The organism is Fibrobacter sp. UWB15, assembly GCF_900177705.1.
Lineage (GTDB): Bacteria > Fibrobacterota > Fibrobacteria > Fibrobacterales > Fibrobacteraceae > Fibrobacter.
The window spans coordinates 34,321-61,311 of record NZ_FXBA01000008.1; the positions used below are offsets into that span (position 1 = coordinate 34,321).

Annotated in this window: 19 protein-coding genes; 2 read left to right on the forward strand and 17 right to left on the reverse strand. The window is 52.6% G+C overall.

What is annotated here, in order from left to right; translation table 11 throughout:
- Window positions 1–15: 15 nt before the first annotated feature.
- The 13 genes from B9Y58_RS11115 to B9Y58_RS11175 all read right to left on the reverse strand — a co-directional run bounded on the left by B9Y58_RS11115 (window position 16) and on the right by B9Y58_RS11175 (window position 19,928).
- Window positions 16–1,182, reverse strand: a complete 1,167-nt coding sequence (locus B9Y58_RS11115) for a deoxyguanosinetriphosphate triphosphohydrolase family protein (protein WP_085534928.1) — start codon at window positions 1,180–1,182, stop codon at window positions 16–18.
- Window positions 1,183–1,204: 22 nt separating this feature from the next.
- Entirely contained in the window at window positions 1,205–2,116 is a 912-nt protein-coding gene (locus B9Y58_RS11120; protein WP_085534929.1) for an MBL fold metallo-hydrolase, read from the reverse strand.
- Window positions 2,117–2,168: 52 nt separating this feature from the next.
- On the reverse strand, window positions 2,169–3,122 hold the full coding sequence (locus B9Y58_RS11125; protein ID WP_233247947.1) for a tetratricopeptide repeat protein: 954 nt from the start codon (window positions 3,120–3,122) through the stop codon (window positions 2,169–2,171).
- A 192-nt stretch (window positions 3,123–3,314) separates the two neighbouring features.
- On the reverse strand, window positions 3,315–3,938 hold the full coding sequence (locus B9Y58_RS11130; protein ID WP_233247948.1) for an energy transducer TonB: 624 nt from the start codon (window positions 3,936–3,938) through the stop codon (window positions 3,315–3,317).
- Window positions 3,939–3,961: 23 nt separating this feature from the next.
- Window positions 3,962–4,366, reverse strand: a complete 405-nt coding sequence (locus B9Y58_RS11135) for an ExbD/TolR family protein (RefSeq protein WP_072798016.1) — start codon at window positions 4,364–4,366, stop codon at window positions 3,962–3,964.
- Window positions 4,367–4,368: 2 nt separating this feature from the next.
- Window positions 4,369–5,052 carry a MotA/TolQ/ExbB proton channel family protein gene (locus B9Y58_RS11140; RefSeq protein WP_073056660.1) on the reverse strand — a complete coding sequence of 228 codons (684 nt, stop codon included), beginning with the start codon at window positions 5,050–5,052 and terminating at the stop codon, window positions 4,369–4,371.
- Window positions 5,053–5,058: 6 nt separating this feature from the next.
- Window positions 5,059–6,621 carry a MotA/TolQ/ExbB proton channel family protein gene (locus B9Y58_RS11145; protein ID WP_073056657.1) on the reverse strand — a complete coding sequence of 521 codons (1,563 nt, stop codon included), beginning with the start codon at window positions 6,619–6,621 and terminating at the stop codon, window positions 5,059–5,061.
- On the reverse strand, window positions 6,621–7,457 hold the full coding sequence (locus B9Y58_RS11150) for a DUF3450 family protein (RefSeq protein ID WP_073056654.1): 837 nt from the start codon (window positions 7,455–7,457) through the stop codon (window positions 6,621–6,623). The genes B9Y58_RS11145 and B9Y58_RS11150 overlap by 1 nt, the downstream gene beginning before the upstream one ends.
- A 69-nt stretch (window positions 7,458–7,526) precedes the next feature.
- Window positions 7,527–9,203: a hypothetical protein gene (locus tag B9Y58_RS11155; protein ID WP_233247949.1), complete on the reverse strand. Its 1,677-nt coding sequence runs from the start codon at window positions 9,201–9,203 to the stop codon at window positions 7,527–7,529.
- A gap of 16 nt (window positions 9,204–9,219) precedes the next feature.
- The gene (locus B9Y58_RS11160; protein ID WP_073056733.1) at window positions 9,220–11,709 is read right to left on the reverse strand and encodes a TonB-dependent receptor plug domain-containing protein; all 2,490 of its coding nucleotides are present in this window, start codon (window positions 11,707–11,709) and stop codon (window positions 9,220–9,222) included.
- A 140-nt stretch (window positions 11,710–11,849) separates the two neighbouring features.
- Complete coding sequence (locus tag B9Y58_RS11165; RefSeq protein ID WP_073056648.1) at window positions 11,850–14,936, reverse strand: response regulator; 3,087 nt, start codon at window positions 14,934–14,936, stop codon at window positions 11,850–11,852.
- 20 nt (window positions 14,937–14,956) lie between these two features.
- A complete protein-coding gene (locus B9Y58_RS11170; RefSeq protein ID WP_073056643.1) occupies window positions 14,957–17,881 on the reverse strand; it encodes an amino acid permease in 2,925 nt (974 codons plus the stop codon).
- Between the two features lie 4 nt (window positions 17,882–17,885).
- Window positions 17,886–19,928 (reverse strand): hybrid sensor histidine kinase/response regulator, encoded by a 2,043-nt coding sequence (locus B9Y58_RS11175; RefSeq protein ID WP_073056641.1) that lies wholly within the window; start codon window positions 19,926–19,928, stop codon window positions 17,886–17,888.
- Between the two features lie 123 nt (window positions 19,929–20,051).
- On the opposite strand from B9Y58_RS11175, the gene B9Y58_RS11180 reads away from it, so the two are divergent.
- Complete coding sequence (locus tag B9Y58_RS11180; protein ID WP_073056638.1) at window positions 20,052–21,755, forward strand: putative bifunctional diguanylate cyclase/phosphodiesterase; 1,704 nt, start codon at window positions 20,052–20,054, stop codon at window positions 21,753–21,755.
- Entirely contained in the window at window positions 21,752–22,096 is a 345-nt protein-coding gene (locus B9Y58_RS11185) for an Hpt domain-containing protein (RefSeq protein ID WP_073056635.1), read from the forward strand. The genes B9Y58_RS11180 and B9Y58_RS11185 overlap by 4 nt, the downstream gene beginning before the upstream one ends.
- A gap of 8 nt (window positions 22,097–22,104) precedes the next feature.
- On the opposite strand, the gene B9Y58_RS11190 is transcribed toward B9Y58_RS11185, so the two are convergent.
- From B9Y58_RS11190 to B9Y58_RS11205, 4 genes are all read right to left on the reverse strand, one after another.
- Window positions 22,105–24,474, reverse strand: a complete 2,370-nt coding sequence (locus tag B9Y58_RS11190; protein WP_073056633.1) for a caspase family protein — start codon at window positions 24,472–24,474, stop codon at window positions 22,105–22,107.
- Between the two features lie 10 nt (window positions 24,475–24,484).
- Complete coding sequence (locus tag B9Y58_RS11195; protein WP_073056631.1) at window positions 24,485–25,258, reverse strand: hypothetical protein; 774 nt, start codon at window positions 25,256–25,258, stop codon at window positions 24,485–24,487.
- The gene (locus B9Y58_RS11200; protein ID WP_073056629.1) at window positions 25,255–25,758 is read right to left on the reverse strand and encodes an RNA polymerase sigma factor; all 504 of its coding nucleotides are present in this window, start codon (window positions 25,756–25,758) and stop codon (window positions 25,255–25,257) included. Before B9Y58_RS11200 ends, B9Y58_RS11195 begins: the two co-directional genes overlap by 4 nt.
- A gap of 146 nt (window positions 25,759–25,904) precedes the next feature.
- A complete protein-coding gene (locus B9Y58_RS11205; protein ID WP_073056626.1) occupies window positions 25,905–26,831 on the reverse strand; it encodes an FKBP-type peptidyl-prolyl cis-trans isomerase in 927 nt (308 codons plus the stop codon).
- Between the last annotated feature and the right edge of the window lie 160 nt (window positions 26,832–26,991).

Here is a 26,991-nt window from a genome sequence, read left to right on the forward strand (position 1 = left end):
CAAAAAAAGCTAAAATTAGGCAAAACTAATCCCGAACGACTTGGGAAGAACGATTTCCTTATAGGTATTCATCAGGTAGTCGTCGGTCATGCCCGCAACATAGTCGGCAACGGCACGCAGCTTGGGGGTAGCCTCTTTGTATTCGGCACTCATGGAATTGAACCAGTGGTTGATTCCGGTGACTTTTTTGTCGGAGCCGAGTTCTTCGAGACATTCTTCTAGAACAGTCTGGAACATCGCCTTGATTTTTGTGTCTTGCGTTGACTTTTTCGGGTTCAGGTAAATATTCTTGTAGTTCCAATCTTTCAGGCGGTTCAGCGCCTCAAAAACTTCCGGCGAAAAACGGAGAGTTTCCTTGTCGATGCTGTTGTTCACGAGGTCCTTGATAAGCGTGTCGACAATTTCGCCGTTCTTGTTGCCAAGCACTTCCGTGATTTCGCGGGGCAAGCTTTCGCGTTCCACCAGTTTCAAGATGACGGCATCTTCGATGTCGCGGCCAATGTAGGCGATTACATCCGAGATGCGCATGACGCAGCCTTCGAGTGTCATCGGGACCATATCTTTCGACTTGAAATTCCCGTTGAGGCTTTCGCGGTATTCCGTCAGCAACTTTTCCGGAGTCTTGCTACGGTCGCAGCCGTATTCATTCTTCAAGATTTCGCCGTTGTGGCAGATAATTCCGTCAAGCACTTGTGCGGTAAGGTTCAGGCCTTTTCCGTAGGCTTCAAGATCGTGGAACAAGCGGAAACTTTGAACGTTGTGCTCGAAAATTCCTTCACCCTGTTCCTGCAAAAATGCCGAAATGATTCGCTCGCCGTCATGACCGAAAGGCGTGTGGCCGACATCGTGCCCCAGCGAAATCGCTTCGATCAAGTCTTCGTTCAAGTTCAAGAAACGCCCGATAGTTCTTGCAATCTTCGCCACCAGTTGCACGTGCAGCACGCGGTGCGTAATGTGATCGTTTTCGACCAGGTAAAAGACCTGCGTCTTGTCGATGTAGCGGCTGTAGCAATAAGAATGAACAATCTTGTCGGAATCGTGGAAAAAGTTCGGGCGGAGATCTTCTGAAGCCTCGTGAAAACGAATCGCCTGTGCAGACTTGCAAGCGTAAGGCGCAAGCGAGTTCTCTTTACTGTTCAACCGCGCTTCTATCCGCTCCCTTGTTTCAGCATTCCATTGCATAGGTAAATCCTTGATTTCAAAACTATTCCGCAAATCCCGGCGGAGGCAGGTGCATGCCGGCCATGGTAAGTTTATTGTCGCGGGCGTATTGCATTAGGCGCTTGCGACTCTCGATGGATTTTTCCTTATCCATATCATAGTTGGAATTGATTTCGGGGTGATCCTTCTGCAACGCATAACCATGCATCAGGTCGCCGATTACGAGCAGGTTACTAAACTGGAACGCAGTATGGCCGGGCGTGTGCCCCACGGCGTCAAGTGCAATCACCCCCTGCGGCAACGTGTCGCCAAAAGCGAACAAGTGCAGGCTATCTTTATAGATGCCCATAATCACCTTCTGCAAATCATTTTTCGCAATGTCGTTCATCCAGGCATCGTATTCCACTTTGCCCGCGTAGACAGCAGCATTCTTAAAGAGTTTTACGTCCTTGCCAGTAGAATCTTTCGCAACAAGTCCCGCAATATGGTCCACATGGAAATGCGTCAGGTAGATCAAATCAATCTTGTCAGGAGTGACATCGAGTGCAGCAAGGCGATTCAACATCTGACCACCGAACGCGCCAAGGCCGGCATCAAACAGAATGTTCTTGCCGTCCACCTGCAGCAGGAATACGCTCACCGAAGCCGGAATGCCATCGGGCAAATTCAGACTAGCAAACAGGGAATCGCTCGCGTCGCTAAAGAGGCTGCGGGGGTTTAGCTTTTCGCCCTGATTGTCCTGAATCCAGGTGACTTTCGCTCCATTCGCAAGCGTGATAGTCTTTGCCACCTGAACAACATTCGCCGCTTCTGCAGGAGCCGCATTTTCTGCCGATTCCGCAGCAGGCTTTGCCTGTTCAGCATTTTTTTCGGCAACTTTGTTTTTGGTGTCGCTGCAGCCGAAAACGGCGAAAGATGCCATCACGGCAATGACTGGGAAAAAAAGCTTTTTCATAAGGACTCCTGTTTAGAGTGAATATAAAAAAGAATTTCCAGTCTTCAATTATTTATTCCTTTTCGAACTCGAGAATGTCGGCCTGCAAGGTAACATCGTCCGGGAAGTAGCTTTGGGCGGTGCGCAGTAGGCGGAGAGCCTCGTCGTCGCGCTTTTGGGCGTGGGCATCGTAGGCCATGTTCTTGTAGCCGAAAACGGCTTCGGCGTTACCCTGCTTTGCGGCAAGCTCGTAGGCGGATTCGGCGCGGTCGAGGAATTTAGCGTCGTAGGCAAGGTTCCCGAGGAAGATGGCGGCGTCGCTAAAATCGGGTTTGATTTGCGTGAGGTTGTTGAGCACATCCATCGCCACGAAGGGTTTGTTGTCTTCGGCAAGAACATCGGCGAGTTTGTACATGGTCGCCGGGTCATCGGGGCGCACGCCCAACGCTTCGCGGTAGGCGGCAGCACTTTCTTCGTACTGTTTGTTCAGACGGTAAACGTCACCCAGGTAAACCAAGAAGTCGATTTCTTCGGGGTGCGCGGCATAGCCTTCGCGGATCACGGCAACGGCGCGTTCAAAATCGTTGAGCGAAATATTCGCTTCGGAAAGCTGGTACACGATGCTGATGTCTTCTTTGTCGAGCTGGTATGCCTTTTCGATGGCACGCAGGGCGCCGACCGCGTCGCCGGTTTTACTGTAGGCTTCGCCTAAGTAAAGCCAACCGGAAACATTTTCCGGTTCCAGTTTCAACGCGCGGTGATACGCCGCCACGCATTCCGGATACTGCTTGAGTCGAAAATACACGCTCGCCATGTTGAAGAGCGCGGGCGAAAACGCTCCATTCGAAAAATCAATCGCCTTGCGGTAAGTGGCGGCGGCCTCGGGCAAGTTTTCTAGCTGGTAATAGCTGTTCGCGATGTTGAAACTGGTGGCGACGGGGTCCGCGCCGCGAGATTCAGCCTTGCGGTAAAGCGTAATGGCCTGCTTGAATTTTCCGTCGCGGTAAAGGGCATTCGCACGTTCCATCAAATCATACGCGGACTGCGCCGCGAAACAAGTGGCAGCGAGGGAAAAAAGAAGTAGGAAGTAGGAAGTAGGAAGTAGACAGGACCTAGAGCACTTCCCTTGTCCACAAAAATCATTTAGGAACTTTTTAAAAAACATAACATTCGTCTCTACTTAAAATAATACTGCCTACTGTCTACCGTCTACTTCTAACTAGTCCCTAAACTTCACTTCGAACGGTTGTTCCATGCCACAGAAGGGCACCGCCTTGCCTGCCTTTTCGGCAGGAGTAAACGTCATGCGGCCAAGAGCCTCGCGACCGGCCTGCGCAAGGCCAGAGCCAGCAGGAGATTCTTCCAGGACCTTGATGTCGTACGCTTTGCCGCTGACATCGACGCAAAAACTGAGTCGGAGCGTCGCATCGATTTCATTGTCGCGAATCTTGGGCGGCACCTGGAAATTCGCCATGCTGCGGCTTTCGGGTTTCTTGTCCACATCGCCTTTTTCCGTCGAAAGCGCTCCGCCACGGAAATCGGCCACCAAGTCGCGGCTGACGGCTGCGCCACCGTTACCTGAGGCCGCCCCCAAGTTCATCGCAAAGCGCGGCCCCGCCTTGGGCGAGCGGGAATTCGACTTCATGCGATTCGGCTTGCGTGCGGGCTTTTTCTTTTCCACCTTTTTCTCGACTTCGTCTACCTTCTTGATCGCGATTTCGGTCTTGTTGTATCTCTTTTCGTGAAACACCTTGCCCGTCAGGAACAAGTTCGCCATCGTCACCGAGAACACGAGAAGCATACTCGCGAGAATCGCCGCAAGCAAAATGCTAAAACGCTTCACTATTTTTTTCAAAAAATGCAACATTATTCCGCCTGAGCCGCGATAGAGACCTTTTTCACTCCGGCCAAGTTGCACATGTCAATCACCTGCACCAACACGCCCGTTTCAGCACCCTTATCGGCAATCACCACCGCTTCACGATCCGGAGCTTTTGCAAGCGACTGCTTCAAGATATCCTGCAAACTTGCCAAGTCCACCTGACGTTCGTTCATGTGAATCGTGCCTTCGCGCGTAATGGCAATCAGCAGGTTCTCTTTTTCGAGCTGACTTGCAGACTGTGCCTGCGGCTTAGTCACATCCACACCCGTTTCACGCGTAAACGAAGACGTCACCACAAAGAAAATGAGCAAGATGAACACGATATCCATCAGCGGGCCCATTTCGATGCCCATGTCTTTCTGCTTTCTTCTCGGCAAATTGAATTCCATAACTAGCCTTCAGCCTTTTCCACAAAATAGTTTTCAATCACAGTCGCGCCGAGTTCCATCTTCTGGCGCAAAATTTCAACACGTTCATCCAGGCGCTGTTTCAAAAGCGTGAGCGGGAATGCCACAAGCAAGCCACTCTGCGTCGAGATCAACGCTTCGGAAATGCCATCAGCCATGAGCACCGGGTTCTGGTTTCCGTAAAGCGTAATCACTTCGAATGTCGAGACCATGCCCGTCACGGTTCCAAGCAAGCCCAGGAGCGGTGCGGCCGAGGCCATCACAGACACAATGTGGTTTCCTTGCTCCATATAGCGTACCGTCTTGGCGAGACGCACTTGCATGTAGTCGCGAAATCCTTCAGGGTTTTCCTTCGCCACATCAATCGCATAGCTCAGCTCACGACCCAAAAGTCCGCCACGCTTGCGAAGCCTGCGCAACGCCTTTTCGACGCTCGGGGGTTCAGCATTCTTTTCGTATTCTTCGTTACCACCGTTCAAATCAAGACGCATGCGCTTGATGACCCTGTGAATGTCGGCGCGGAAGAAGTCACTCCCGATGCGGAACCAGCTCGAAAACAGGAAGTAGAATCCGATAACGCCTGCCAAGAGGATCGGGAGCATGACCACGCCGCCCGCCTGGTAAGTGTTCTGCAGAGACTCCAGGAATATGTAATGGGTGTTAGACATGCCCGCTTACGCTTCCTTCCCGAAAATTCTGTTCAATAGCGAGGTACTCTGCACATACATTTCGCTCGTGACCTTTTCAATTTTTTCGCTCAAGAGGCCGTGCAAAATCATCACCGGAATGGCAATCACAAGGCCCGTTTCCGTCGTCACCAGGGCTTCGGAAATACCGCCAGCCAAGACGCGGGCGTCGTTCGTACCGACTTCGGTAATCACGGTAAAGAGCGTAATGATACCGGTCACCGTTCCGAGCAAGCCAAGCAGCGGGGCAATCGTCCCCATGGCAGCCAAGAGGCCCATGCGGCGTTCCAATTTCGGCTGTTCACGCAACATCGCTTCTTGCAGCGAGCGTTCAGCATCTTCACGCTTGTCGCGGGCGCGGTTCAGCACCGCAAAAAGCACCAGCGAAAGGCTCGTTTCCTTTTTCAGGCAAAGGTTCGCGGCGTCTTCGTAACGGGATTCCTTCACGAGTGCATTCAGCTTCTTGAGGAAGCGGCGACCCAAGTGTCCGCGGAAAGTCAGCACCAAGAAGCGTTCCAGGCAAAGGAGCAACGCAAAAATCGCCACCAGCATGAGCGGGTACATCACGATACCGCCCTTCTTGAAGAACTCCTTGAACTTTTCCGTCATCGTGAGTTCCTTGGTGTCGGTAATCGCATTCTTGATGGCCTTATTCTGGAGCACATCCAGCGGAATCACGACCGTCGGCGTCGCATTTTCGCCAGCGGAACCGGCCTGCACCACGGCCTGCTTCACGTTTCCGGCCATTTCGGGCGGGAGTGCCGCATTCCATTCAAACACCTTGCCCTGCAAGGCGCCAGAGCGCAGCAATGCCTGCACGTCACCGTTATCTTGTGCGACTTCGCCGAGGAACACGGTACCCAGGCGCAAGCGGTTCACGTTCACATCGGGGCGGCTCCCCACCTGCGAAGTTTCGCGGCCATAGAACTGCGTATAAGTCAGCTCATGGCGAATCAGTAAATCGTCCATGTAGCTCTGCACCGCACCAATCGTATTCGGCGTCGCCTTTTCAGCTTCGTTAGAGGCTTGCTTCAGGCGAATCAGGCGACCGTTCATGCCCACCGGGTAATCGCCCATGGCATCGCCAAGCGTCTTGTCGATCGAAAGTTTCACCTGCGTATTCAACGCATCGTAGGCAGATTCTTCGGACTGCGCTCGCTCTTCGGCTTCTTCGGTCAGGCTCTTGCTTGCCGCCACTTCTTCGCTCACGCGGCCAAGATCGGTCGAAAGCTTGGAATAGCGGGCATCCAGTTCGCGCGATGCAGCCTGGTGTTCTTCGGTCAGCTGGGATTCGGCATAACGCTTGCGCCAGTGTTCGGCTTCAAGCTTTTCTAGCGAATCAGCCTTCTGCAAGCGAATGCGGGTCAAAGCCTCTACTTCGCGCTGCAAGTTGCGAACTTCTTCGGTCTGCAGGGAATCCTTGATTCGCGCCTGGTCTTCGGCAGAGGCCTTGCTTTCGCCCGAACCCGACCACGGCCACGCAAAAGCGGAAGAGGCCGAGAGGAACAGAACTGCAGCAAAGACACCATTACACATTTTCACATTAAACATTATCTTTCACCCCCCACCACAGAAAGGCTTACGGGCAGCTTCACGACCTGAGGCGGCTTTTTTGCCTGCTTCACGTCGAGCGCGAGCTTTACCGCAGCACGTTCTTCCAAATTCAAGTCTTCGTTCCATTCGTAAACAATCTTGCCGTCAACCATCTTGCGAACAAGTACGCCGAATACGGTACCGTTGTCGTCGCTGTAAACCATCCACTGGTTACCGATGCGCAAAATCGCCGCGTTAATCAGTTCGCCGTCTTTACGGGTCAGCGGGCTGTTGATGATTGCCACCTCGTCACCGAACTTGGTTTCTTCGGCAACGAGCGACTTGAGGCGAGAAAAGGCTTCTTCTTCGCTCGCGTTACCGCTTTCGATATCGCGGGTAAGCGATTTGACACGGTCAAGCCTGCTTTCGCGTTCCCACGGGAGCGTCTGCGCGACTTGCGCCTCTAAACGCTTGCTGATGCCTGCAAGTTCCTCGCGCAGGGCCTTACGCTTCGCGGCTACATTGTCACTCTTGTTCTTGGCGCGGGCCTGCTTGCCCCGTTCCGTCTGGAGTTCGGCGGCCACGTTCTTGATTTTCACATTCAAGGTATCGATTTCGCTGCGGCGGCGTTCCGTGTCGGCCTTGTAGCGGGCCTGCAGAGTCTTGTAGCGAGAATCGTCCGCCTTGAGCATCGAATCGGTCGAGGCAATCTGGCGGTTCAATTTCTGGATTTCAGAATTCAGCTTGTCTTTTTCAAGCTTAAGGTCGCGAATTTCAGCGTCGCGGTCAGCGAACGCCACCCCCGAAAGGAGCATCACGACAAGCGTTAACGGTAATAATTTCAGTCGTTTCATAACTTTCCGCAAAAGGGTTTCTTCAAAATTACATAATTAAAACACTTGAAGGCACCATAAGTGTCACCATTATTTTTCCTTTTCGATCGCATCAGACGACAGGCATTTCATGCGGCCGTCTTTCTGCTTTTCGCACCAGTTGTCACAAATAGCGGGGTGATAATAGTTGCAAACATTCTGAACTTCGCGCTGGAGAATGCTGGACTTTTGCTCTTGCAAATAATAGCGGCTAACAAGCGCACTCTTGCACTGTTCCGTATCGGGCCAGCCACGGTCAGCACACCACAGCCACAGATATTCCTTGCAGCTGTTTTTTTCCGGGCTTTCGATACACTGCTGATACAAATCGTAACAGTCGGCAATTTTATTATTTTCAAAGTTGCTCGCCACGCAATAACGCTTGAGTCCATCGGAATAGGCCATAAACTTTTCACCTTCGCCAATCGTGTCGGGCAAGAACAGCGACCACTTGGTCGTATCGAGCATCATGGCGGCCTTCACGTGCGAGGCATAGCAAGTCTTTAGATGCCGGTTATGGACTGAATCCCTATATTCCTTATACGCACGTTCATTCAGCGATATCAAATCGTCATAATAACCATCATATTCATAGTCTAAAGAAGCGCAGGCAACATCCTGATACAGTCTGCACCCTCTAGAATCCCAGCTATCGGAATTGTCGCCACTGGCATCATCGCAATTGTTTAAAGCAATATGCGTCATTCCAACGCCGTCGCCTTCAACATACAAGCTAATAGTCGTCTTGGCCATACCGCTAAACACGCCCATACCGTTCTTGATGTTTGATTCCGGAACAACGCGAGAATCATTGAACGACTCCGTCACCTTCGTTTCGTAATCGACATAGGCCGCATCGGTGGAATAGAAATCCACATAGATTTCGCCCAAAGGCATCATCATGTTCATCAGGTAAAGCGTATCGAGCATGTTGTAACCGCCAACCCAGCGGTTCATGGAAAAGCCCAAATTCTCACGTCTTTCAAGCGGATCGTGCATCGCAATACCGCGGTAGCCTTCTTCGTCTTCGCTTGTAAGGCCTTTAAGCATATTATTGACAGTCGTGTTTTGCGATTCCGCATTCTTGATACTGTAACGTAAAATCGAAATGGCACCCGCTACTTCGCGGTCAAAATCCACCGCGCACTTGACAAATTCCATGTCCATCGGGTATTCAAGAAACTTAACTCTGAATTCAGGATTCTTTTCGTCGTAAGGGAGCCACTCGTAGTCCCCATTTTGCAAAGGGACATTCAGACCCTTGATTCTTACAGGAGTCGGAATAGTCGCCTCGGCTGTGTACCTGGATTTAGCCTTGTGGCCCGAACTGTCCCATTCAAAGTAGGCATCCATGGTGTAGGACTTGCCCACCACGCCCATGTAATCCGAAGAAAAACAATTCGGCTTGTCTCTATAGGCCCACAAAACAATTGTCGTATCAACATCTTCGTCGTTGGTAGTCCTTTTAAAATAGCCCTTCACCGTCACGTAGGCGCTATCATAAAAGGCAAAATCCTTAGAAGAAGTTTCGTCGAGTTCATAGATTTTCGAAAAACAGATTTCGGGATTTTCGTCAGCGACAATAGTACCGTAGGTAAAAATTCCCGTATAGATGTTTCGCTTTTCAGGGTAATATTCCCAAGGGCCATGAAAATCGCTACAGGCCACAAGCATAAGAAGCGCAGAAAAAAAGCTACAAGCAATGATATTGCGAATCATACCCACCATGGCAACTCTCCTTAGTCTAGAAATAGTATTCATAGCTCAACATAATCGGCAAATAGGGGAACTGCGTAATTTCTGTTTTCTCAGGCGGATTTTTACGGGTGTCGTAGAATGTAAAGAACATGTTCTTGTGATCGGTCAAGTTGATAATCGTCCAACTAAAGTTCCACTTGCCTTCGCGGCCAATGTCAATCGCCTTCACGTCGACGCGGAAATAATCTGTTTGACGGGCGCCATTGCGGCTTCCCGGCACCACAACCGTTTCGTCGGAATATTCCTGATGACCGAGGTGTTCCGAGATGTAGTAACCCTTGTATTCACTCATGGGCATGCCCGCCGAATATTTCATAATCACAGAAGACCTCACATACATATCTTTCTGCGTCGGGTGTACCGTTAACGCATCTTCCGGGCCGCGCCAGTTAATACCCAAATCCATCTTGAGGGCATAAGGCTGATGCCAGCTGGGGAAATACGGCTTGGAACCATCGTCTGTTTTCATGACACTAATGCTCTGGCTCCAGTTTATACCGCCAAACCACCAGCCCTTATCTTTACGGAGCGAAAGTTCGTAACCGAAAGAATAGCCTTCCGCCGTACCGAATCCGTCTGCCACCACAAAGTCGTCCGAAGCTGTTTCTTCGTTACTGTCGAGGACTGCCACAAACGTATTCAAGTTACTTTGAGTCTTGTAGTAAACACCCACGGTGGCGTCGTAGTCTTCCAATATTCCGCGTTGAGAATATTCTGCGGCAAACAGCCACGAAGACGCAGGCTTGACATGCTTACCCTTGGTGGTCGTTGTTGCCGGATAGTAGAATTCGTTTAGCGTTTCCTGGTCGGTATAGACAATCGAGTTCAAATACTGCAGGTAGTAGCCACCATAGAATTCCACCGTCTTGTCGTCATCGATATTGACACTGAGCGACGCACGGGGTTCTACGCCAAAGTGTTCCGCAGCCGTCTGGTAATTAAAGCGCAGGCCATATTGCAGCAGGTAATCGGGCGCGAACTTCCAGGCATCCTGCAGATAGCCCACATGGTGGAACGGTTTTTGAATATCGGCAATACTAAGCGTAGACATTTGTTCGCCATAACGTTCGTAGTCGTATTCCAGTTCGTAACCCGCAGTGAGCGTATGGTTCGGAATGCCGCGGTAATTGACCCACTGCTTGCCTGCGAATGTATAAAGGTACATCTCAATCGACATGAGGTCGCTCACCTTCATGGTCTGATAAAATTCGCTGAAGGCAAGGGTCGCGTTGTAGTCCCAATCGCCATTAAAGCGGTGGTAAAATCCGAGCGGAATCGCCACGTTGCCCCAGTCCATATAGAGCGGATCAAAACTCAAGCGATCCTTGCCCACATAAAAGTTAAGCTTCATGCGGGTGTCGTCGGTAAAGTTGTACATGAAGGTACCCTGCACATCTGTAAATTCATAGTCCAGCGCAAGGTCGATAACATCGAGAGCGTTCATCAAATCCAGCATGTAGCCGATGTAGGTGGTACGGCCAGCCACCACCCAGCGGGCAGGGCCTTGGTGACCTTCGGTGTGAAGCTGGGCCGCAAAGGTGCTGATCTTGATACTGGACTTGCTGAACCATTCGTCAACGGAATCCTGACCACCTGCGCGGCCATCCATCTTGAGCACGGAACTCAAGCGGTTACCGTACTGCGCCGGGAATCCACTCTTGTAGAATTGCACGTCATCGATGCCTTCGACCAGGAAGGTACTGAACAGCCCGAAGAAATGCACCGGCGAATAAACAACAGCGTTGTCGAACAGGAAGAGGTTCTGGTCGGCGGCGCCACCGCGCACATAAATCTTGGAGCTAAAATCGGAACTGGCGACCACGCCCGGGAGCGCCTGGATGCTCTTGATAACGTCGGCTTCGGCGAGGCTGGGCATACGCTTGATGGACTTGGCCGACACTACAGATTCGCCGGGCTTACGCTTGGGGCGACGGCGCAACTGCACCACGACTTTCTTGAGTTCGGTCACCTTGGCATTGTCGCCGCCTGCAAGGAGCGCATCCACATTGACGTCTTTATTCGCGGAATCTTGTGCCAAAGTATCTTTTGCCAGCGAATCGGGGCGTTGCGGGGCGACGGTCCCGCTAGAAGGGGTAGCGGACGCCGAGTCAACGGCAGCAGCGAGGGGAAGGCCTTCCCCTTCTACTATAGAATCGGGTTCTGCAAAAGCCTCGCCCAGTGCCTGCGAGAAACTGCGTTCAGCGCCAACGTACTTGAGTTCGTAGCATTTTTCTTTTTCGGCGCCCGCCGTATCGGAATTGGTGACGCAAATATTCCACAGAGTGTCTTCGGGGAGCACAACGCTAAAGGGCGTACCGACGGTGGTTTGCAGCGCCTCGCCCGACTCCAGGATTTCGACATTGAGTTTTTCGCCCGGGGCAAAAGAGGAATCCTGTACAATTCCGTTAAAAGTGATTCCTTGGGGTGCAAGCGAATCGGGCACAGGTTCTTGTGCCACGGCGGCTACACTCAACATAGCCAGCAACAAAGCAAAAATTTCAATATAACGTTTCAAAATAGCTCGCGTTCTCTCAAAAATAGCAAATAGGAGGCCCTATTTGCCATTGTAACACCCGAGGGAACGAAATGTGTTACCTTCACCTAAAAAAATATGGATTACAGCAATTCCTCGAGCGTCTCAAAGAGTACGTCGGGTTCTACCGGCTTGCTCAGATGCGCATTCATGCCCACCTGCAGGCTCCGCTGCACGTCTTCGTCAAAGGCGTTTGCCGTGAGCGCAATAATGGGAACCTTCTTGGCGTCATCGCGATCCAGCTTGCGGATGGCGGCTGTCGCTTCCAGGCCGTCCATCTCGGGCATGCGCACGTCCATAAGGATGGCGGAATAGTAGCCTTCGGGATGGTCGCGGAACATTTCCAGGGCCTCGCGACCGTTTACAGCCAGTTCCACCTGCAAGTCCCGCATCTTCAGCACTTCCATCATGATCTGCGCGTTGACTTCCATGTCTTCGGCAAGGAGTACCCGCTTTCCGGCAAGTTCCGCCTTGTTCTTCGCAAGCGAGGTGTGTTCCTTCTTGCGCCGGAGGGCGTTCTTGAATTCGTCCAGCAGGATTCCCGAGAACAAGGGCTTAGAAATGAAGCAGTCCACGCCGGCTGCCAGGGCCTCGTCCAGGATGTCGTCCCAGTTGTAGGCCGTCAATATGATAATGGCTGACTCGTCGCCGGTCACCTTGCGGATTTCGCGCGCCGTCTCGATGCCGTTCATCTCGGGCATCTGCCAGTCAACCACAATCAGGTTGTAGGGCTCGCGTCTCGCGTGGCGGAGTTTCGCCATCTCCACCGCTTCCTTGCCCGTAAGCACCGTGTCGGTGAGGATTCCCGCCTTGCCGAGCACGAGTTTCGCGTGCCCCAGGGCAATCTCGTCGTCGTCCACCACCAGCACACTCATTTCGCTCGGATGAATTTCGATTTCGTCGTCGGTCGCCTGCTTGCGCATGCTGTCGTTGAGGGTGAGCGTCACGCAGAACGTGGTCCCCTTGCCCTTTTCGCTTTCCACATCGATCTTACCGTTCATCATGTCGACGATACCCTTGGTAATCGCCATGCCGAGGCCACTGCTGCCGTACTCGAAAGCCGTGGTGGCGTTTTCCTGGGTGAACGTGTCGAAAATCTTGGGCAGGAATTCCTTGCTGATGCCGATACCGGTATCGCTAATCTTGAAGACGAGCGTGGACTTGTTGTCGAACGCGGCAATCTTTTCCACGTTGAGGTCGATGTTTCCGCCCTTCGGGGTGAACTTGACCGCATTGCCCAGGATGTTGATGAGAATCTGGCGAATCTTGGTGACGTCGCCGACGTAGTAGTCGTCCAGACTGCCCGCCACATGGCACGAATAGTTCAGGCCCTTGGTGCGGCTCTGGTCGTCGATGATAGTGTTCACCTGCTCCAAAAGCTTGGGGAACGAGAATTCTTCGCTATTGATCTTCGTGCGGCCACTCTCGATGCGGCTCATGTCCAAAATCTCGTTGATGAGGCTCAGCAGGTGTTCTGCGGAGGAGCCAATCTTTTCCAGGTAGCCGCGCGTCTTCGGCGAAATCTCGGGTTCGTGCAGCGCAAGGCTGTCGAGGCCGATAATCGCGTTCATGGGCGTGCGGATTTCGTGGCTCATGTTGGAGAGGAATATGGTCTTCGCCTTGCTCGCCTCTTCTGCCGTCTTGAGCGCATCGGAAAGCGCCTGGTTCTTGGCAAGGGAATCGCGCATTTCCTCGTCGATATCGGAAAATCCGAAACCTACAATGCGGAGCGGTGCATCCGGGGCGTCGCCGGCATTGTGCACGCCCGCCATGCGCAGCATTTCGTAACTTTCCTTGCCGCCATGGTTTGCCAGGTAGCGCAAGGTATAGATCTTGTTCTTCGCGACACCCGCGCGCACGTTTTCGGGCTGTATAAAGGCGAGGAACTTTTCGCGAGATTCCGGTGCGACAAACTTTTCGGCATAGGTTGAAAAATTTTCCAGGTAGCCGATTTCGTCCCCTTCCTTGAAAGGTACCGGAACGGTGCCGTCCTTGCGGTAGCATATCGCCATTCCGGTATCCAGGTTCAGGTAGTAGACGCTGCGGTAATCTGACGCAAGCGCGGTAATCATGTTACGCTGTTCGTTCCTCTTGCGTTCTTCTTCAACTAACTTCTGCTGGAGCGCAAGCTGTTCTTCCAGTTTTTCCTGCTTGATGCGGCTTTCGGCATCGGCCACCTCTTTTTCTAACTTGAGTTGAGAGGTACGCCTGATTTGCATGAAAAGAATCAGGAACACGGTCAAGAGCACTAGCGCGATAATTCCGGATAGCAGAAGGCTGCGTTCCAAAATGTCTTCCGAAATGGAACCGATTTGCTCGGAGATGACGCTTTCGCGGATAAGGTAGGTCAGCGTCCAGTCCGTAGAATGGACGGGAACATAGTACATAGTTTCACGGATGCCGTTATACTCGAAGGAAACGACGCCCGCCTCGTGGTTCGCGAAGTCGGAGCGCATCTTTTCCATGGAGAACCCCTTTTCGAAGCTGGCTTTTTCCATGGCGGCAAGCAGATTGTCGCCGCTCGCAAGCCCACCTAGCACCAGGTTCGTAAGCGAATTGCCTGCCTTCGAGTAGATGTTGCAAAATGTAATTCCCTGCCGGTCGGATTCCAGCGAAATACCTTCCAGCATGCGGTTCATGTCGATTTCCATGAAGCACACGACCAAAACCCGACCATTAAAGGCAAGACGGTCCACAGGCACGGCAATGACAACAGTCTTCTTTTCTTCACTGTTTTTCTTTAATGAAATTTCGGATTTTGCCAGGGTCCTGTAATCGAAATTGTAGAGGTCAATGTCGGTGCGCGTACCGCGGGATGTGTAGATGAGACCCGTAGTGTCCACGAAGGCGAACTTTTCTAGACCGTACAGTTGCTTCATGCGGAGCTGGTAGCTCTGCAAGCTTGCGGTACTGGCGAGGTCTTCTTTTGAAAGCAGGCCCACCGCCACATCCAGGTCGTTGATGTAGCCGTTCAATTTCGACGCCACCACCTGTTCGCGGCGGTTCGCGAGTTCGTTCATAAAGAGGAGCGTTACGTTGCGCACGGCCTTTTCCGTATCTCCGCTCGCATGGCGACCCGTGAAGATTGTCCCCAGCACAAGGATGATAACGATGATGGGGGCCACGATAGTGGCGATACTTACAATCCCGATTCTTTTTTTCGTTTCCATAACATTGTCCTGTTAAAGCTTTACCGCACCCACTGCGCAAGTGTTTCCGTGAGCATGCCGACATCGATGGGCTTTGCCAAGTGCGCGTTCATTCCTGCTTCTTTCGACTTCTTGAGGTCATCGCCAAAGGCATTCGCGGTCATAGCGATAATGGGAACTACCGCCTTCTTCTTGTCGGAGAGCGCTCGAATCTGGCGACTCGCTTCGCAGCCGTCCATCACGGGCATCTGGATATCCATGACAATCCCGTTGTAGTAACCGGCGGGGTTCTTCTCCACCATATCGACCGCCTGCTTGCCGTTTACCGCCATCTCAACCTTGAACCCGAGACTTTCGAGAATGATTTTTGCAAGCTCGCGGTTCACTTCCATGTCTTCTACCAGCAACAGCCGCATGTTCGTGAAATCCGCCTTGGCTGCGATGGAGGTATTGCGCTCGCCGCTTTCGGGAACCTCCGTGCCTGTAGCTTTCTTCAGTTCCACATTCATGAAGAATTCCGTCCCTTCACCGACCTTCGAATCAAACCTGATGGTCCCGCCCATCAGTGTCACGACGTTCTTTGCAATGGCAAGCCCGAGGCCCGTTCCCTGCACGCCGCTAATGGTAGAGACGCGTTCCCGCTCGAAGGCATCGAACACGCGGTCTGCAAACTCGGGCGAAATGCCGATACCGTCGTCCTTGACGCGGATTTCGAATGCGGCCATGCCCTCTTCGATGCATTCCTTTTCGGCGAGAGTCACGGAAACGTGCCCGCCTTCCGAAGTAAACTTGAATGCGTTGCTGACCAGGTTCAGAATCACGCGGTTCATGCGGTTCCTGTCGCAGAGCACCACCGGGTTCCTGAGGCCGTCGTATTTCACGGCAAAGGCGATGTTCTTGCCCACCATCTGCGCCTCGAACATATCGCGGATTTCTTCCATCATTTTCCGCAGGTCGGTGGGCCGCTCTTCCAGTTCCATCTTCCCGATTTCGATGCGGCTCATTTCAAGCATATCGTTGATGAGGGCCATCAGGTACATGTTCGAAGAATCGATCTTGGTCAGGTATTTCTGGATTTGCTCGGGGGTCGCCTCCGGTTTGCGCGCCAGGTTGGTGTAGCCGATAATCGCGTTCATGGGCGTGCGCAGGTCGTGACTCATGTTCGAAAGGAATATGGTCTTTGCCTTGTTGGATTCCTCGGCAATATGCTTTTCGTGGTCCAGTTTCTGTTCACGTTGCTGCTGCGTGCGGTAAATGTTCACCACGATGAAGATGCACAGGATAATGAAGAGCGTTTCTACCAGATTGTTCTTCAGCTGGGAATCGCGGACAAGGTCCATCTGCTCTTCCATGAAGTCCTTTTCCTGGACTATCTGGCCTTCGGTCATGGGAATATGCATCTTTTTATGCAGATCCGTATGGAACTCGCTGATATGCGCGATGACATCCTCGGTTTCGTCGTTAGTGACCTGGCGTTCCCACATCACCGCCGAGAACAGCAATATGAACAGCATGGTCACCCACATGATGGCCGACTTGCCGAAACGGTTCTCCTGGTCGCGCATGAACACGGCCCTGTAAACGACGAACCCCACAATGCTCCACGCCATCAGAATCATGAAGGATTCCGTGGCAATGGTATTCATGTTCCAAAGCGTCGGCGTAAGCGGGAAGAAAAAGAAGAAGGCGGATATTACGACACCCAGGATTCCCGTAAAGTTCAGCACCGTCTTTCGCCTGCCGGTTTCACTGCGGGCAATTTTCACTATCCCCGCAGAAACATACAGATAAATGATAGATGCACTGATGGAGGTGATGTCCACAATCCAGCCGATGGCCGTTCTCCCGAAGAATGGAATAATGCAGGAAAGGAGCATCACGTAGATAATGCCGTAGTTGGTGGCGCCGTGACGGTTGATATGCCCGAACCAGGACGGCATCACGGAATCTTCGGCGAGGCTCAGGAACATGCGCCCGATTGTTCGGTAAAGCCCAAGAAGGCTCGTGGAAATGGCCGCCGTGATGGTTATGGCGAGCACAATAAGGCCGCCGTTGCCGAGGGTCTTGAAAACGGCGTGGAATACCGGGACGGCATCGATTCCCTTGAAGTTTTGCAGGTTGGCAAAATAGGTTTCCCAATTGCCGGATCCTGCAGGGTTTGCCGAAACCGAAAGAAGAGCTATGAGGGCGTAGACAATCGCTCCGGTTGCAAGAGCCGCCACCATGATGGCGAAACCGTATTTCGGCTTGAAGTCATAGGTGGAAGAGGCAAAGCTCACCACGCCAAAGCCTACAAATGCCCAGGGGGCAAGCACCAGCACGTTCACGATCTGCATCAGGGGGGAATGATCCTTCGCGACTCCCGCCGTCGCAAAGGCCGGGCCCATATCCGAGAAATCAATCCCGCCCTTGCAGGCAATAATTGCAAACAGGCTGACCACACCGCCAAAGAACAGGAGCGCAAGCACCGTATTCACCAGGCGCAGCACGTTGGTGTTCCTGCAACTGATGAACCCGAACAGAAGTATAATTGCAAGCGTGGTAAACAGCTCGCCTGCCCAGACCTCGTAGCCCATGATGGTATAACTGAAGCCCCTTTGCAATACGGGTCCGAACAAGAAACGGATAAACAGCACAAAGGCCGACATATTGGCCCACAATACCGCCAGGTACGCAAGGGCCGTGGCCCAGGTGCAAAGGAAGGAATGGTCGTAGCCGAAAAGCTGCTTGGTAAAGGAGAATACGCTCCCCGTGCCGGGAATGCGGTTCATCATGATGTGGAAATTGTAGGCGACAACACCCATCAGCACGGCGCCAAGCACAAGGGCGATAACTGTTCCCAGGGGGCCCGCAATCGGCAGGAGCGTTGTCGCGGGCATCACGAATGCACCCCAGCCTACGGCACAACCGAAGGAGAGCGCCCACGCACTCAAAACGGACAATTTTTTGCGTTTTTCAGACAACATAACGTTACACCCTTATCCACTTCTGCAAAATTTTTGCAAGTTCCTTAAAGTCCAGCGGCTTGGAGATATGGTCGTTCATGCCGACTTCCTTCGCCTTGCGGATATCGTCGGCAAAGGCGTTCGCGGTCATCGCCACGATGGGGATTCTCCTTGCATAGGTCGTCATGGCCCTGATGACCGCAGTCGCCTGGTAGCCGTCCATGTTGGGCATCTGGATGTCCATGAATACCAGGTCGAATTCACCCTCGCTACTGTCCGCCATCCGTTCCACGGCCGCTGCGCCATCCATGACCCATTCTATTTCGAGCCCCGTCATCTGCAGCACGTTCTTCGCAATTTCCGCATTGACCGGGTGGTCTTCCACCAGCAAGATGCGCTTGCCCTCGAACTTGAGGTCTTCCAGATTCTTGAGCGGGTCTTCCTTGTGGGCTTCCGCATTCTGCACGTCCACAAATTTCAGGTAGACGGTAACAGCAAAGCGCGACCCTTCCCCGGGCTTGCTTTTCACCTGGATGTCGCCACCCATCATGCGCACCAGGCTCTGCGAGATTGTCATACCGAGCCCCGTTCCCTGTATGGCGGCAGTCTTCTTGTCGTTTGCGCGCGTAAACGGTTCGAACAGGTGCTTCTGGAATTCCTCTGTCATGCCGATGCCGTTGTCTTCAAAGACAAATTCGTAGCAAGCGACACCATGGGCGTTGGTGGGCCTTTCCGCCACCGTGAGCGAGATGGTCCCGCCATCGGGAGTGTACTTGATAGCATTGCTCATCAGGTTCACGAACACCTGCTGGATGCGGTGGCTGTCGCCGATGACATTTTCGTGGATTACGTCCGCAATGTCAACCTTCAGGGTGTGGCGGTGGCTTTCGAGCTGAGCCTTGGTCATGGCAAGCAGCGTGTCCACGAGTTCCGAGAGGTTGAAGTTTTCCTCGTTCAGTTCCACCTTGCCCGACTCGATCTTGTTCATGTCGAGCACCTCGTTGATGAGCGAAAGCAGGTGGCTCGAGGCTTCCGAAATTTTCTTGAGGCAGTCTTCCACGCGTTCCCGGTCGTCCAGGTGGGCAGTCGCGATTGCCGTCATGCCGATAATCCCGTTCATGGGCGTACGGATGTCGTGGCTCATGCTCGAAAGGAAGTCGCTTTTGGCCTTGCTGGTGGCGTTTGCCGTTTCAATGGCGTCGCGCAGCACCTGCTGTATTTCCTGGTCCTTGCGCACATCCTCGTCCACGTCCTTGAAACCCGCCACGATGCCGGTCTTGCCATTGGGGAGCTGCACCTGCGCAAACTCGATACGGTAGTACCGTTCTTCGCTCCCGACGATGCGTTTGAACCCCACGCCGAACACCTTCTTGCTCGTAGTATTCGCCGTAATGTTTTCAAGCGTCAATTCCTTATTCAGGCGCTCCCTGTCCGACGGGGCAACATAGTTGTTGATGTAGTTCGCCTTGGCGTCTTCGTAGGTGAGCAGTTCCAGGGCCTCGTTGGTGGGCCTCGCGTGGATGCTGCCATCGGAAGTATCGGCACGGAACAGCGAGAAACTCCCGGTCGCAATGTCGTTGATGAGCCATACGGCGTAGTACGCGCGGCTCAACGCATCGATAACTGCAGTAAATACAGCCTTGTCCGCCTCCATCTGCACACGCTTTTCGGTAATGTCCGAAATGAACACGTAGAAAAGCCCGCCGTACACATCGGAGTTCACATAATGGCCGTAGTCGTCGAGCCAGCGTATCTTGCCGTCCTTGCGGACAATTCGGTATTCCACGTAGTCCAGGTTGCCTTGGCTCTTTTCGATCTGGTCCACAATGGAGCCGGAGACCTTCTCGTAGTCGTCTGGGTAGAGCATCCCCTTGAAGGTATAGCCCGTAAGTTCCTTGAATTCTTCGAGCGTCTCGCAGCCGAAAATCTTGAACACGGCCTTGTTCGCGTAAAGCAGTTCCTCGTTACCTGTCGCCTTGTAAATAAAAAAGCCACCCGGCATATCTTCGCCGATCTGCTCGATAACTTGCAAAGCCTGTTCGCTCAGGGGAAGGTGTCGACCGAACATGGGGACCTCGTATTCTGGTAATTCTCTTTTAAAGATATCTAAAAAAACGCTTTGTTGCGCGAAACCGTACCTTTTTATTTCTTTTTACATATATTTATTCACGGATAAAAGGAGTTTTCTCCAATGAAAAAACTACGCCAGATCACTACTATCAAAAGACACGTCCTTATCGTAGACGACGAGGTGGTAAACCGCGAAATCCTGGGTAATATCCTTTCCGTGAACTACGACGTCGAATATGCCAACAACGCCAAGGATGCTCTCGCAGCACTCTCCAGACAAGACAAGCGGTTTTCGCTTATCCTATTGGACCTGCTCATGCCCGTGATGGACGGGTTTGAATTCCTGAAAAAAAGAGAAACCACCGAAACACTCAAGCGCATTCCGGTCATCGTGATGACCTCCGAAAAGGAATCCGAAGTCCGCAGCCTCAAACTGGGCGCCGCCGACTTTATCGCCAAACCCTTCGACATGCCCGAGGTGGTTCTCACCCGCTGCGAAAGAATCATCAAACTCTTCGAAGACCAGGACATTATCCGCCAGACGGAGCGCGATCATATTTCCGGCCTCTACACCAAGGACTACTTCTTTGAATACATCCGCCAGATAGAACTGTGGAGCAGGGACATCCCGCGCGACGCAATCGTATTTGACATCGAACAGTTCCACCTGGTGAACGAGTTCTGCGGAAGGGACTTTGGCGACCACCTGCTTGCAGAAATCGGTAGCGCGCTCAAGAATGAACTCGCCCCCATGAACGCCATCGCCTGCCGTGCAGACGCAGACACCTTCTATATCTTTGCGACGCACCAGGAAAATTACGACAACATCCGCAACATAGTCCAGGGAATCCTTACAGAATTTTTCGAGGTAAACCACATCCGCGTACGCTGCGGCCTATGGGAAAACGTGGATCGCAACGTGGAAATCGAGGCCTGGTTTGACCGCGCAAAAGCCGCCTGCGACAAGAACCGTGGCGATCTAAGCCAGTCGTTCACCCGCTACAACAACGAGATGCATTCCCGCTACATGTTCGAGGAAACACTCATCCGCGACTTGCAAAGCGCCATAGACAACAAGAACCTGGTTGTCTATTACCAGCCCAAGTTTAACATCGAAGGTGACATTCCGCGACTCACCAGCGCCGAAGCCCTTATCCGCTGGATACATCCGACGCTCGGATTCATTAGCCCGGGCGACTTTATTCCGCTGTTCGAAGGGAACGGGCTTATACAAAAAGTAGACAACTTTGTCTGGAATGAGGTCGCCAAACAAATCCGGAAATGGAAGGACGAATTCGGCGTAACGGTGCCTGTTTCCGTGAACGTGTCCCGCATCGACATCCTGGATCCGGAACTGGAAACGAAGTTCCTGCGGCTCCTCGATGAAAACGGCCTTTCCCCGGAAGAATACATGCTCGAAGTGACCGAGAGCGCCTACTGCGAAAACATGGAGCGCCTTATCGAAGTCATCAAGAACTTGCGCAAGAAGGGATTCCGCATCGAGATGGACGATTTCGGCGCCGGATATTCTTCGCTGAATATGATCACAACGCTCCCCATCGACATCCTGAAAATCGACATGTCGTTCGTGCGCAACATGGAAAAGGACGAACGCAACCTGAAACTCGTGGAACTGGTAGCGGGCATTGCGAAATTCCTCAAGATTCCTGCCGTAGCGGAAGGCGTAGAAACGCAGTCGCAGCTCGATACCCTCAAGGGAATGGGCTGCCAGATTATCCAGGGATACTTCTTCTCGAAGCCGGTCCCGCCGAAGGACTTTGTACCCTTCATCGAAAAGGAACTTGAACGCCGGAGGGGCGCATGATTACCATCGAAAAACTGAACACTTTTGGGGCAAATACCGCCGAGGGGCTTGCACGCTGCTTCGGGAACGAGGCGCTGTACCTGAAACTCGTGGCGACCATTCCCGGCGAGGGCAACTTCGACAAGCTCAAGGATTCTATTGCCGCGAAAGACCTGAATGCCGCCTTCGAGGCAGCCCATGCGCTGAAGGGTGTCCTCGGCAACCTCTCGCTCACGCCGCTCTACACGCCGGTTGTAGAAATTACCGAATTGCTCCGCAACAATACCGACATGGATTACAAAAGCCTGCTCGATACCATCCTCGAAAAGAAGGACGAACTCGGCAGGCTTTGCGCGGAATAATTTTTCTTTTAGAACCTACCCACGGTAATGCCCGAGTAGAATCCGGGCCAGAAACGGCCTTTATGCTTTTCGCTACCAAAGTCGTCGTGGTAGTTGTTCCAAGGTTTTGGCCAAAGCTTGTCCGCATAGCCAAGCGTCACCACATTCAGCGTACCGCCTACCGCAAGGCCGACACCCGGGAACAGTTTGTGCACAAAGCCTAAACGCAGGCGGTGGTGGTAATTTTCATTCGTATCGTCGCTGAACGAGACAGCTTCGTGGGCGTTCAGGAGCATGTATTCCAATTCAAAGTGGTTACCGTACTTGCCGAACTGCGTACCGATACCATATCCGCTTTCGTAGCGGTCTTCAAAGTGCTTGAATCCGTTACCCTTTTCGAAGGGGCGGGCCACTTGGAATGCCGTGTAGAAATAAGCCGTACCCAAGTGGAGTGAAAGATCCAGAGCTCCCATTTCGTTCAAGGAGGTGGTAGCAGACCATACACCGTTACCGACCACGCTAATAAAGCCCACCGGAGTCTTTTCGCATTGCCCGCACACGTTCACAAAACCTACCTGGCGACCCTCGGACTTGGTAGCGACATTCACGTAACCCACCTGCGTGCCGCCCTCCCAAGCCGACACATTTACAAAGCCCACGCCTACACGGGAATTGACCGCCACGTTCGTAAAGCCGACTTGAACGTCGTTGTCTTTTGCCACATTGACAAAGCCCACTTGAACATCGGCATTCTTAGCTGCATCGACAAAGCCCACCTGTACCTTGGAGCCAACACTCGCGTTCACAAAGCCAACATGAGTTCCGCTGTATTCAGAAGCGTTTACAAAACCCAGTTGTAAATAGCGCATGGTATCGAGAGCGGCATTCACAAAACCGATTTGCGCCGCTTCGGATTTTTCAGACGCCCAGTTGATATAGGACAGCTGCAGACCATCGACACTTTCGGCATAGTTCACGGTACCCGAAATCTGCGCACCGTCGATATTTTCGTTCGCGATATTCAAGAGGCCCGTTACCTGAAAGCCACGCATATCCTTGTCGGCGCTGTTCACGAACAAGCTCACCTGCGAACCGACCATGTAGTCTTTCGTCTTGGTGGCAAAGAGGCCCAATTGCACGCCCTTGCGCGGGTCATTGTCGCGATCGTAAAAACCAAACGTCGTGCGAGAAACTCCGTTGCGGTCAAGCGAATCTAGGGAGCATTTTGCCGTATCGCCATTAGCGCAAGAACGTTCGCTCTTGATTTCGCCGCGAAGAGCCGTCTTTTCGACAGCGACCGCCGTGAACTGCTTTTTGCCGAGACGCGCACGGTTGTTGTCATAAAGCGTGATCGATGCTTCCTTATATTCGGCAGGGCGTTCCAAGCGTACGCTGTACTTGCCGGCAGGGAACCCGAGGCTCATGGCGCGACCAGATTTCTTGTAAAGTTCGGCGACAAGTTCACCCTTTTCGTCGCGAATGAACAAGTGACCGTCTACATCTTCGTCCAAGTCGAGGCCTGCGCTCGTGCTGCGCAAATCGGTCATGACCACGTCACCGGTGCCCGCCAAGTTCATGTCGCGGCTGGGATGCTGGGCGCCACCCATTGTGGCTTCGGTCTTCTGCAAAGTTTCATTGAAGGCAAACTGGTAAGCTTCAGAAAGAGTCACCTTGCCGTCACCGCTTACGTCGCCCGCGCCGCGAAGGCCGCTCACCAGCGAATGCGTAAAGAAGGAACCCTTGAGTTTGTCGCTTTCCTGGCTCGACTCATCTTGAGTGCTGCTGGTGATAAAGGCGTAGCCTTTCATGTCGCTGCTTTTGTCGACCATGAACGCAGGGACAGCGACACCGCCCTTCGCGCGGGTAATGGCTCCCGAGCCGCAAGCGTCAATTACGGCGATTTTCACATCGGCATGCAAGGCATCCACACGCTTGCGGAATTCTTTCCAGCTGTATATTTCTTCACCCAGACGCAGGCCCTTTTCGTCGGCGTGGCCACTGTAATATACCAACACTTCTTCGCGGGAATTGACATCTGCCGCCTTGGCAGACCTTGCAGCCTGCAACTTTTTATCGAGAGCATCCAGCTGACTTTGCAACGAGGCAACGCTGGGTTCTGTCACGCGGTACACATTCTGCTTAGCCACTCCGCCCATTTGCGAAAGCACATTGGCGAACGCGCGGGCATCGCTTTCGGCATAGCGCAGCACCGGGCGGCCCTTACCGCCGTTATTCGCACTCACCGCGAACACGTAACGGTTAATCGCGATCTCGCCGGAATTCGCAGCGGCATGGGCATTGCTTGCAGCCGCCAAAATCGCCACCAGGCACACCAGGCAGAAAATGGCCGAGCCCGACAAAAAATCGCAGAATAAAATTTTACCCAAAATCTTTTTCATTTTCTCCCCCTTATTTCCCAACTTTGCGGAGCGTAAACGAAACGTTTTCTACACCGGTCTGCTTCAGGCTCTTGTCAATATCGTTGCCGTCAATTTCAAAAGAATTCTGCGATGTGAGCAAGAAGAACTTTTCGAATTTCGGAGCGTTATCAAGTTTGTAGGCAAACGGAAGCGTCGTCATTTTGCCGGGTTCCAGTTCAATAGCCTTATTGCCCTCGCCCATGTGCATGGTAATGGTTCCATTGCCGTCCATGCTAAAAAGCATGCCGAAGCACTTTTGCGGAACACGGTAACGCAACTGGATTTCGTCGCCTTCGTGGGCATCGCCCAGGTTCACCATTTGCACGGCGCTGTCACCCGTCTTTTTCCAGACTTCCAAAGAAGCCTGCATACCCTTGATTCGCGTGCCGTCATCTACATCGGCCATGGCAACTTGCATCGAAGCGGAATCGCGGTCATAAGTGGCATCATCGCGATTCAGCACCACCATAGAAAACACACCCAGCGCAATCACCAACGCAGCAGCCACCTTGAGCCACCTTACAGAAACGACATTGTGTTCGTCATTGGCAGATTGTTCCGCGGCAGCCATTTTCGCATCTAGAGCCACAAACGGATTTTCCGCCACAAAGCGCTTGCCCTGCAGGCGCATTTCAGCCACGCGGGCAGCAAAGATTTCGTCGCTCAATTCGCGTTCCTGGAGTTCACGCATTTCTTTTTCGGAGAGTTCCCCGAGCAGATAGCGTTCCAGCTTGAAATCGGAAATTTTATTGACAGATGTCATCTTTCAACCTCCAGATTCTTGATCTTGGCTTGCAGGGTACGCAAACGCTTACGCACGCCACTCACCGATAGTCCAACAGTTTCAGCAGTTTCTTCGAGCGTCATGCCGTCTACATAATGTAGCGTCGCAATCGTGCGGGTCGATTCCTGCTCCTTCGAGAAAATCTTTGCCAAAAGGCCCCTGGCCTCGATTCCGTCATCTTCTTCGGCGCAGGCGATGGTGAGCAAGAGTTCGCTCGAATCTACATCTAGCCCGCGGCGCTTTTTGTCGCGAATGCGGTTCAGGCAGAGCCTGGTCGCCGTATTCCACAACAAGCTCGACGGTTGCGAAAGATCCAAGGCATCCATGCGTTCGTATACGCGCAAAAACACGTTTTGCACCATATCCTTCGCCTCGGCATCGTCCTTGAGCAAAAAGACACAGCGTCTGTAAACCATCGGGGCATATGCCTCGTACAGTTTCGAAAAAGCCATGCGGTCAAGGAGATTTTTCCCGTTCATACCATTGTAACACTGGAGAATATTAAAAGTGTCACCGCAAATTTAAAAAAAATAGTAGGAAGTAGGAAGTAGACAGTAGGCAGTGGTTGTAATAAAGTAAGCCCCGCTTGCGCGGGGCAATAAACGTATAATTATTTAGCAGTACGTTATTTCTTAGGGGCGGTTTTTGCCGCCTCGGCGGGCTTCGCTTCCGGCTTGGCAGCGGGTTTTGCCGCTTCGGCAGGCTTCGCTTCAGGCTTCTTTTCAGCAGGTTTTGCTTCAGCCTTCGGAGCAGCAGGGGCTGCAGGCGCCACGGCAGCGCTATCAATCGCGGGCACTTCGGCAAAAACCTTCAAAAGTTCCACTTCGAACACCAGCATCGCATTCGCCGGAATCATCGGAGGCACACCAGCTTCACCGTAGGCCAAGCCACTCGGAATCCAGGCCTTCACCTTGTCGCCTTCCTTCATGACCTGCAGCAAGTCCTGCCAGCCTTCAATCACGGCATCCACCGGAAATTCCAGCGGTTCGCCGCGCTTGACGCTATTGTCGAATTCCGTACCGTCCAGAAGTGCTCCAATATAGTGTACCTGCACCTTGTCGCCCATCTTGGGAGAAATGCCCGTACCGGCCTTAATCATCTTGTACTGCACACCCTTGGGAGTCTTCTTGACCGTAGAATCCTTGGCGTTCTCGGCAAAGAACTTGGCCTGTTCATCCAAAGCCTTCTGAGCTTGCGCCTTGTCGTCGGATTCCTTCTTCTTCTGCATCTGCAAAAGCAAGTCCTGCAAGGCAGATTCCGACGCAGAATCACTCATCAGCACGGTGCGGCTAGAATCCACCTGGTCCTTGATAGCGCCCATCAGCACCGAAATGTTCAAGTCCACATTGACATTCGCCACCGCCTTGCCCAAGTCCATACCCAGCGCATAGCTGTAGCGGTCAACGGGGTTGTTCAAATCCGGTTTCGACGAGTCCGCAACGGCCGTAGCAGCCACGGGAGCGGGGTCTACAGCGGGTTTTTCTCCGCCACCACAAGCGACCAGCACCAAAGACAGTGCCAAAGAAGCCGAAAAATACTCAAAATTTTTCATATAACGCCTTGATTTATAGCGACTTACATCGCAATTTCTAGTGATTTTCGCCACATCCAAAGATAGAAAACACTTTTAGGAACGCATGGCGAACACTTTTTGAAGCCTTCGTTTTACCTTAAAAATTACAAAATTTCGATTTCCCAGAAAAATTTTTAAA

Bases quoted from the DNA above. Each gene is read 5' to 3' on its own strand.
- B9Y58_RS11115 (WP_085534928.1), bottom strand. From the start codon at position 1,182: ATGCAATGGAATGCTGAAACAAGGGAGCGGATAGAAGCGCGGTTGAAC.
- B9Y58_RS11120 (WP_085534929.1), bottom strand. From the start codon at position 2,116: ATGAAAAAGCTTTTTTTCCCAGTCATTGCCGTGATGGCATCTTTCGCC.
- B9Y58_RS11125 (WP_233247947.1), bottom strand. From the start codon at position 3,122: ATGGAACGTGCGAATGCCCTTTACCGCGACGGAAAATTCAAGCAGGCC.
- B9Y58_RS11135 (WP_072798016.1), bottom strand. From the start codon at position 4,366: ATGGAATTCAATTTGCCGAGAAGAAAGCAGAAAGACATGGGCATCGAA.
- B9Y58_RS11140 (WP_073056660.1), bottom strand. From the start codon at position 5,052: ATGTCTAACACCCATTACATATTCCTGGAGTCTCTGCAGAACACTTAC.
- B9Y58_RS11145 (WP_073056657.1), bottom strand. From the start codon at position 6,621: ATGTTTAATGTGAAAATGTGTAATGGTGTCTTTGCTGCAGTTCTGTTC.
- B9Y58_RS11150 (WP_073056654.1), bottom strand. From the start codon at position 7,457: ATGAAACGACTGAAATTATTACCGTTAACGCTTGTCGTGATGCTCCTT.
- B9Y58_RS11155 (WP_233247949.1), bottom strand. From the start codon at position 9,203: ATGGTGGGTATGATTCGCAATATCATTGCTTGTAGCTTTTTTTCTGCG.
- B9Y58_RS11160 (WP_073056733.1), bottom strand. From the start codon at position 11,709: ATGTTGAGTGTAGCCGCCGTGGCACAAGAACCTGTGCCCGATTCGCTT.
- B9Y58_RS11165 (WP_073056648.1), bottom strand. From the start codon at position 14,936: ATGGAAACGAAAAAAAGAATCGGGATTGTAAGTATCGCCACTATCGTG.
- B9Y58_RS11170 (WP_073056643.1), bottom strand. From the start codon at position 17,881: ATGTTGTCTGAAAAACGCAAAAAATTGTCCGTTTTGAGTGCGTGGGCG.
- B9Y58_RS11175 (WP_073056641.1), bottom strand. From the start codon at position 19,928: ATGTTCGGTCGACACCTTCCCCTGAGCGAACAGGCTTTGCAAGTTATC.
- B9Y58_RS11180 (WP_073056638.1), top strand. From the start codon at position 20,052: ATGAAAAAACTACGCCAGATCACTACTATCAAAAGACACGTCCTTATC.
- B9Y58_RS11185 (WP_073056635.1), top strand. From the start codon at position 21,752: ATGATTACCATCGAAAAACTGAACACTTTTGGGGCAAATACCGCCGAG.
- B9Y58_RS11190 (WP_073056633.1), bottom strand. From the start codon at position 24,474: ATGAAAAAGATTTTGGGTAAAATTTTATTCTGCGATTTTTTGTCGGGC.
- B9Y58_RS11195 (WP_073056631.1), bottom strand. From the start codon at position 25,258: ATGACATCTGTCAATAAAATTTCCGATTTCAAGCTGGAACGCTATCTG.
- B9Y58_RS11200 (WP_073056629.1), bottom strand. From the start codon at position 25,758: ATGAACGGGAAAAATCTCCTTGACCGCATGGCTTTTTCGAAACTGTAC.
- B9Y58_RS11205 (WP_073056626.1), bottom strand. From the start codon at position 26,831: ATGAAAAATTTTGAGTATTTTTCGGCTTCTTTGGCACTGTCTTTGGTG.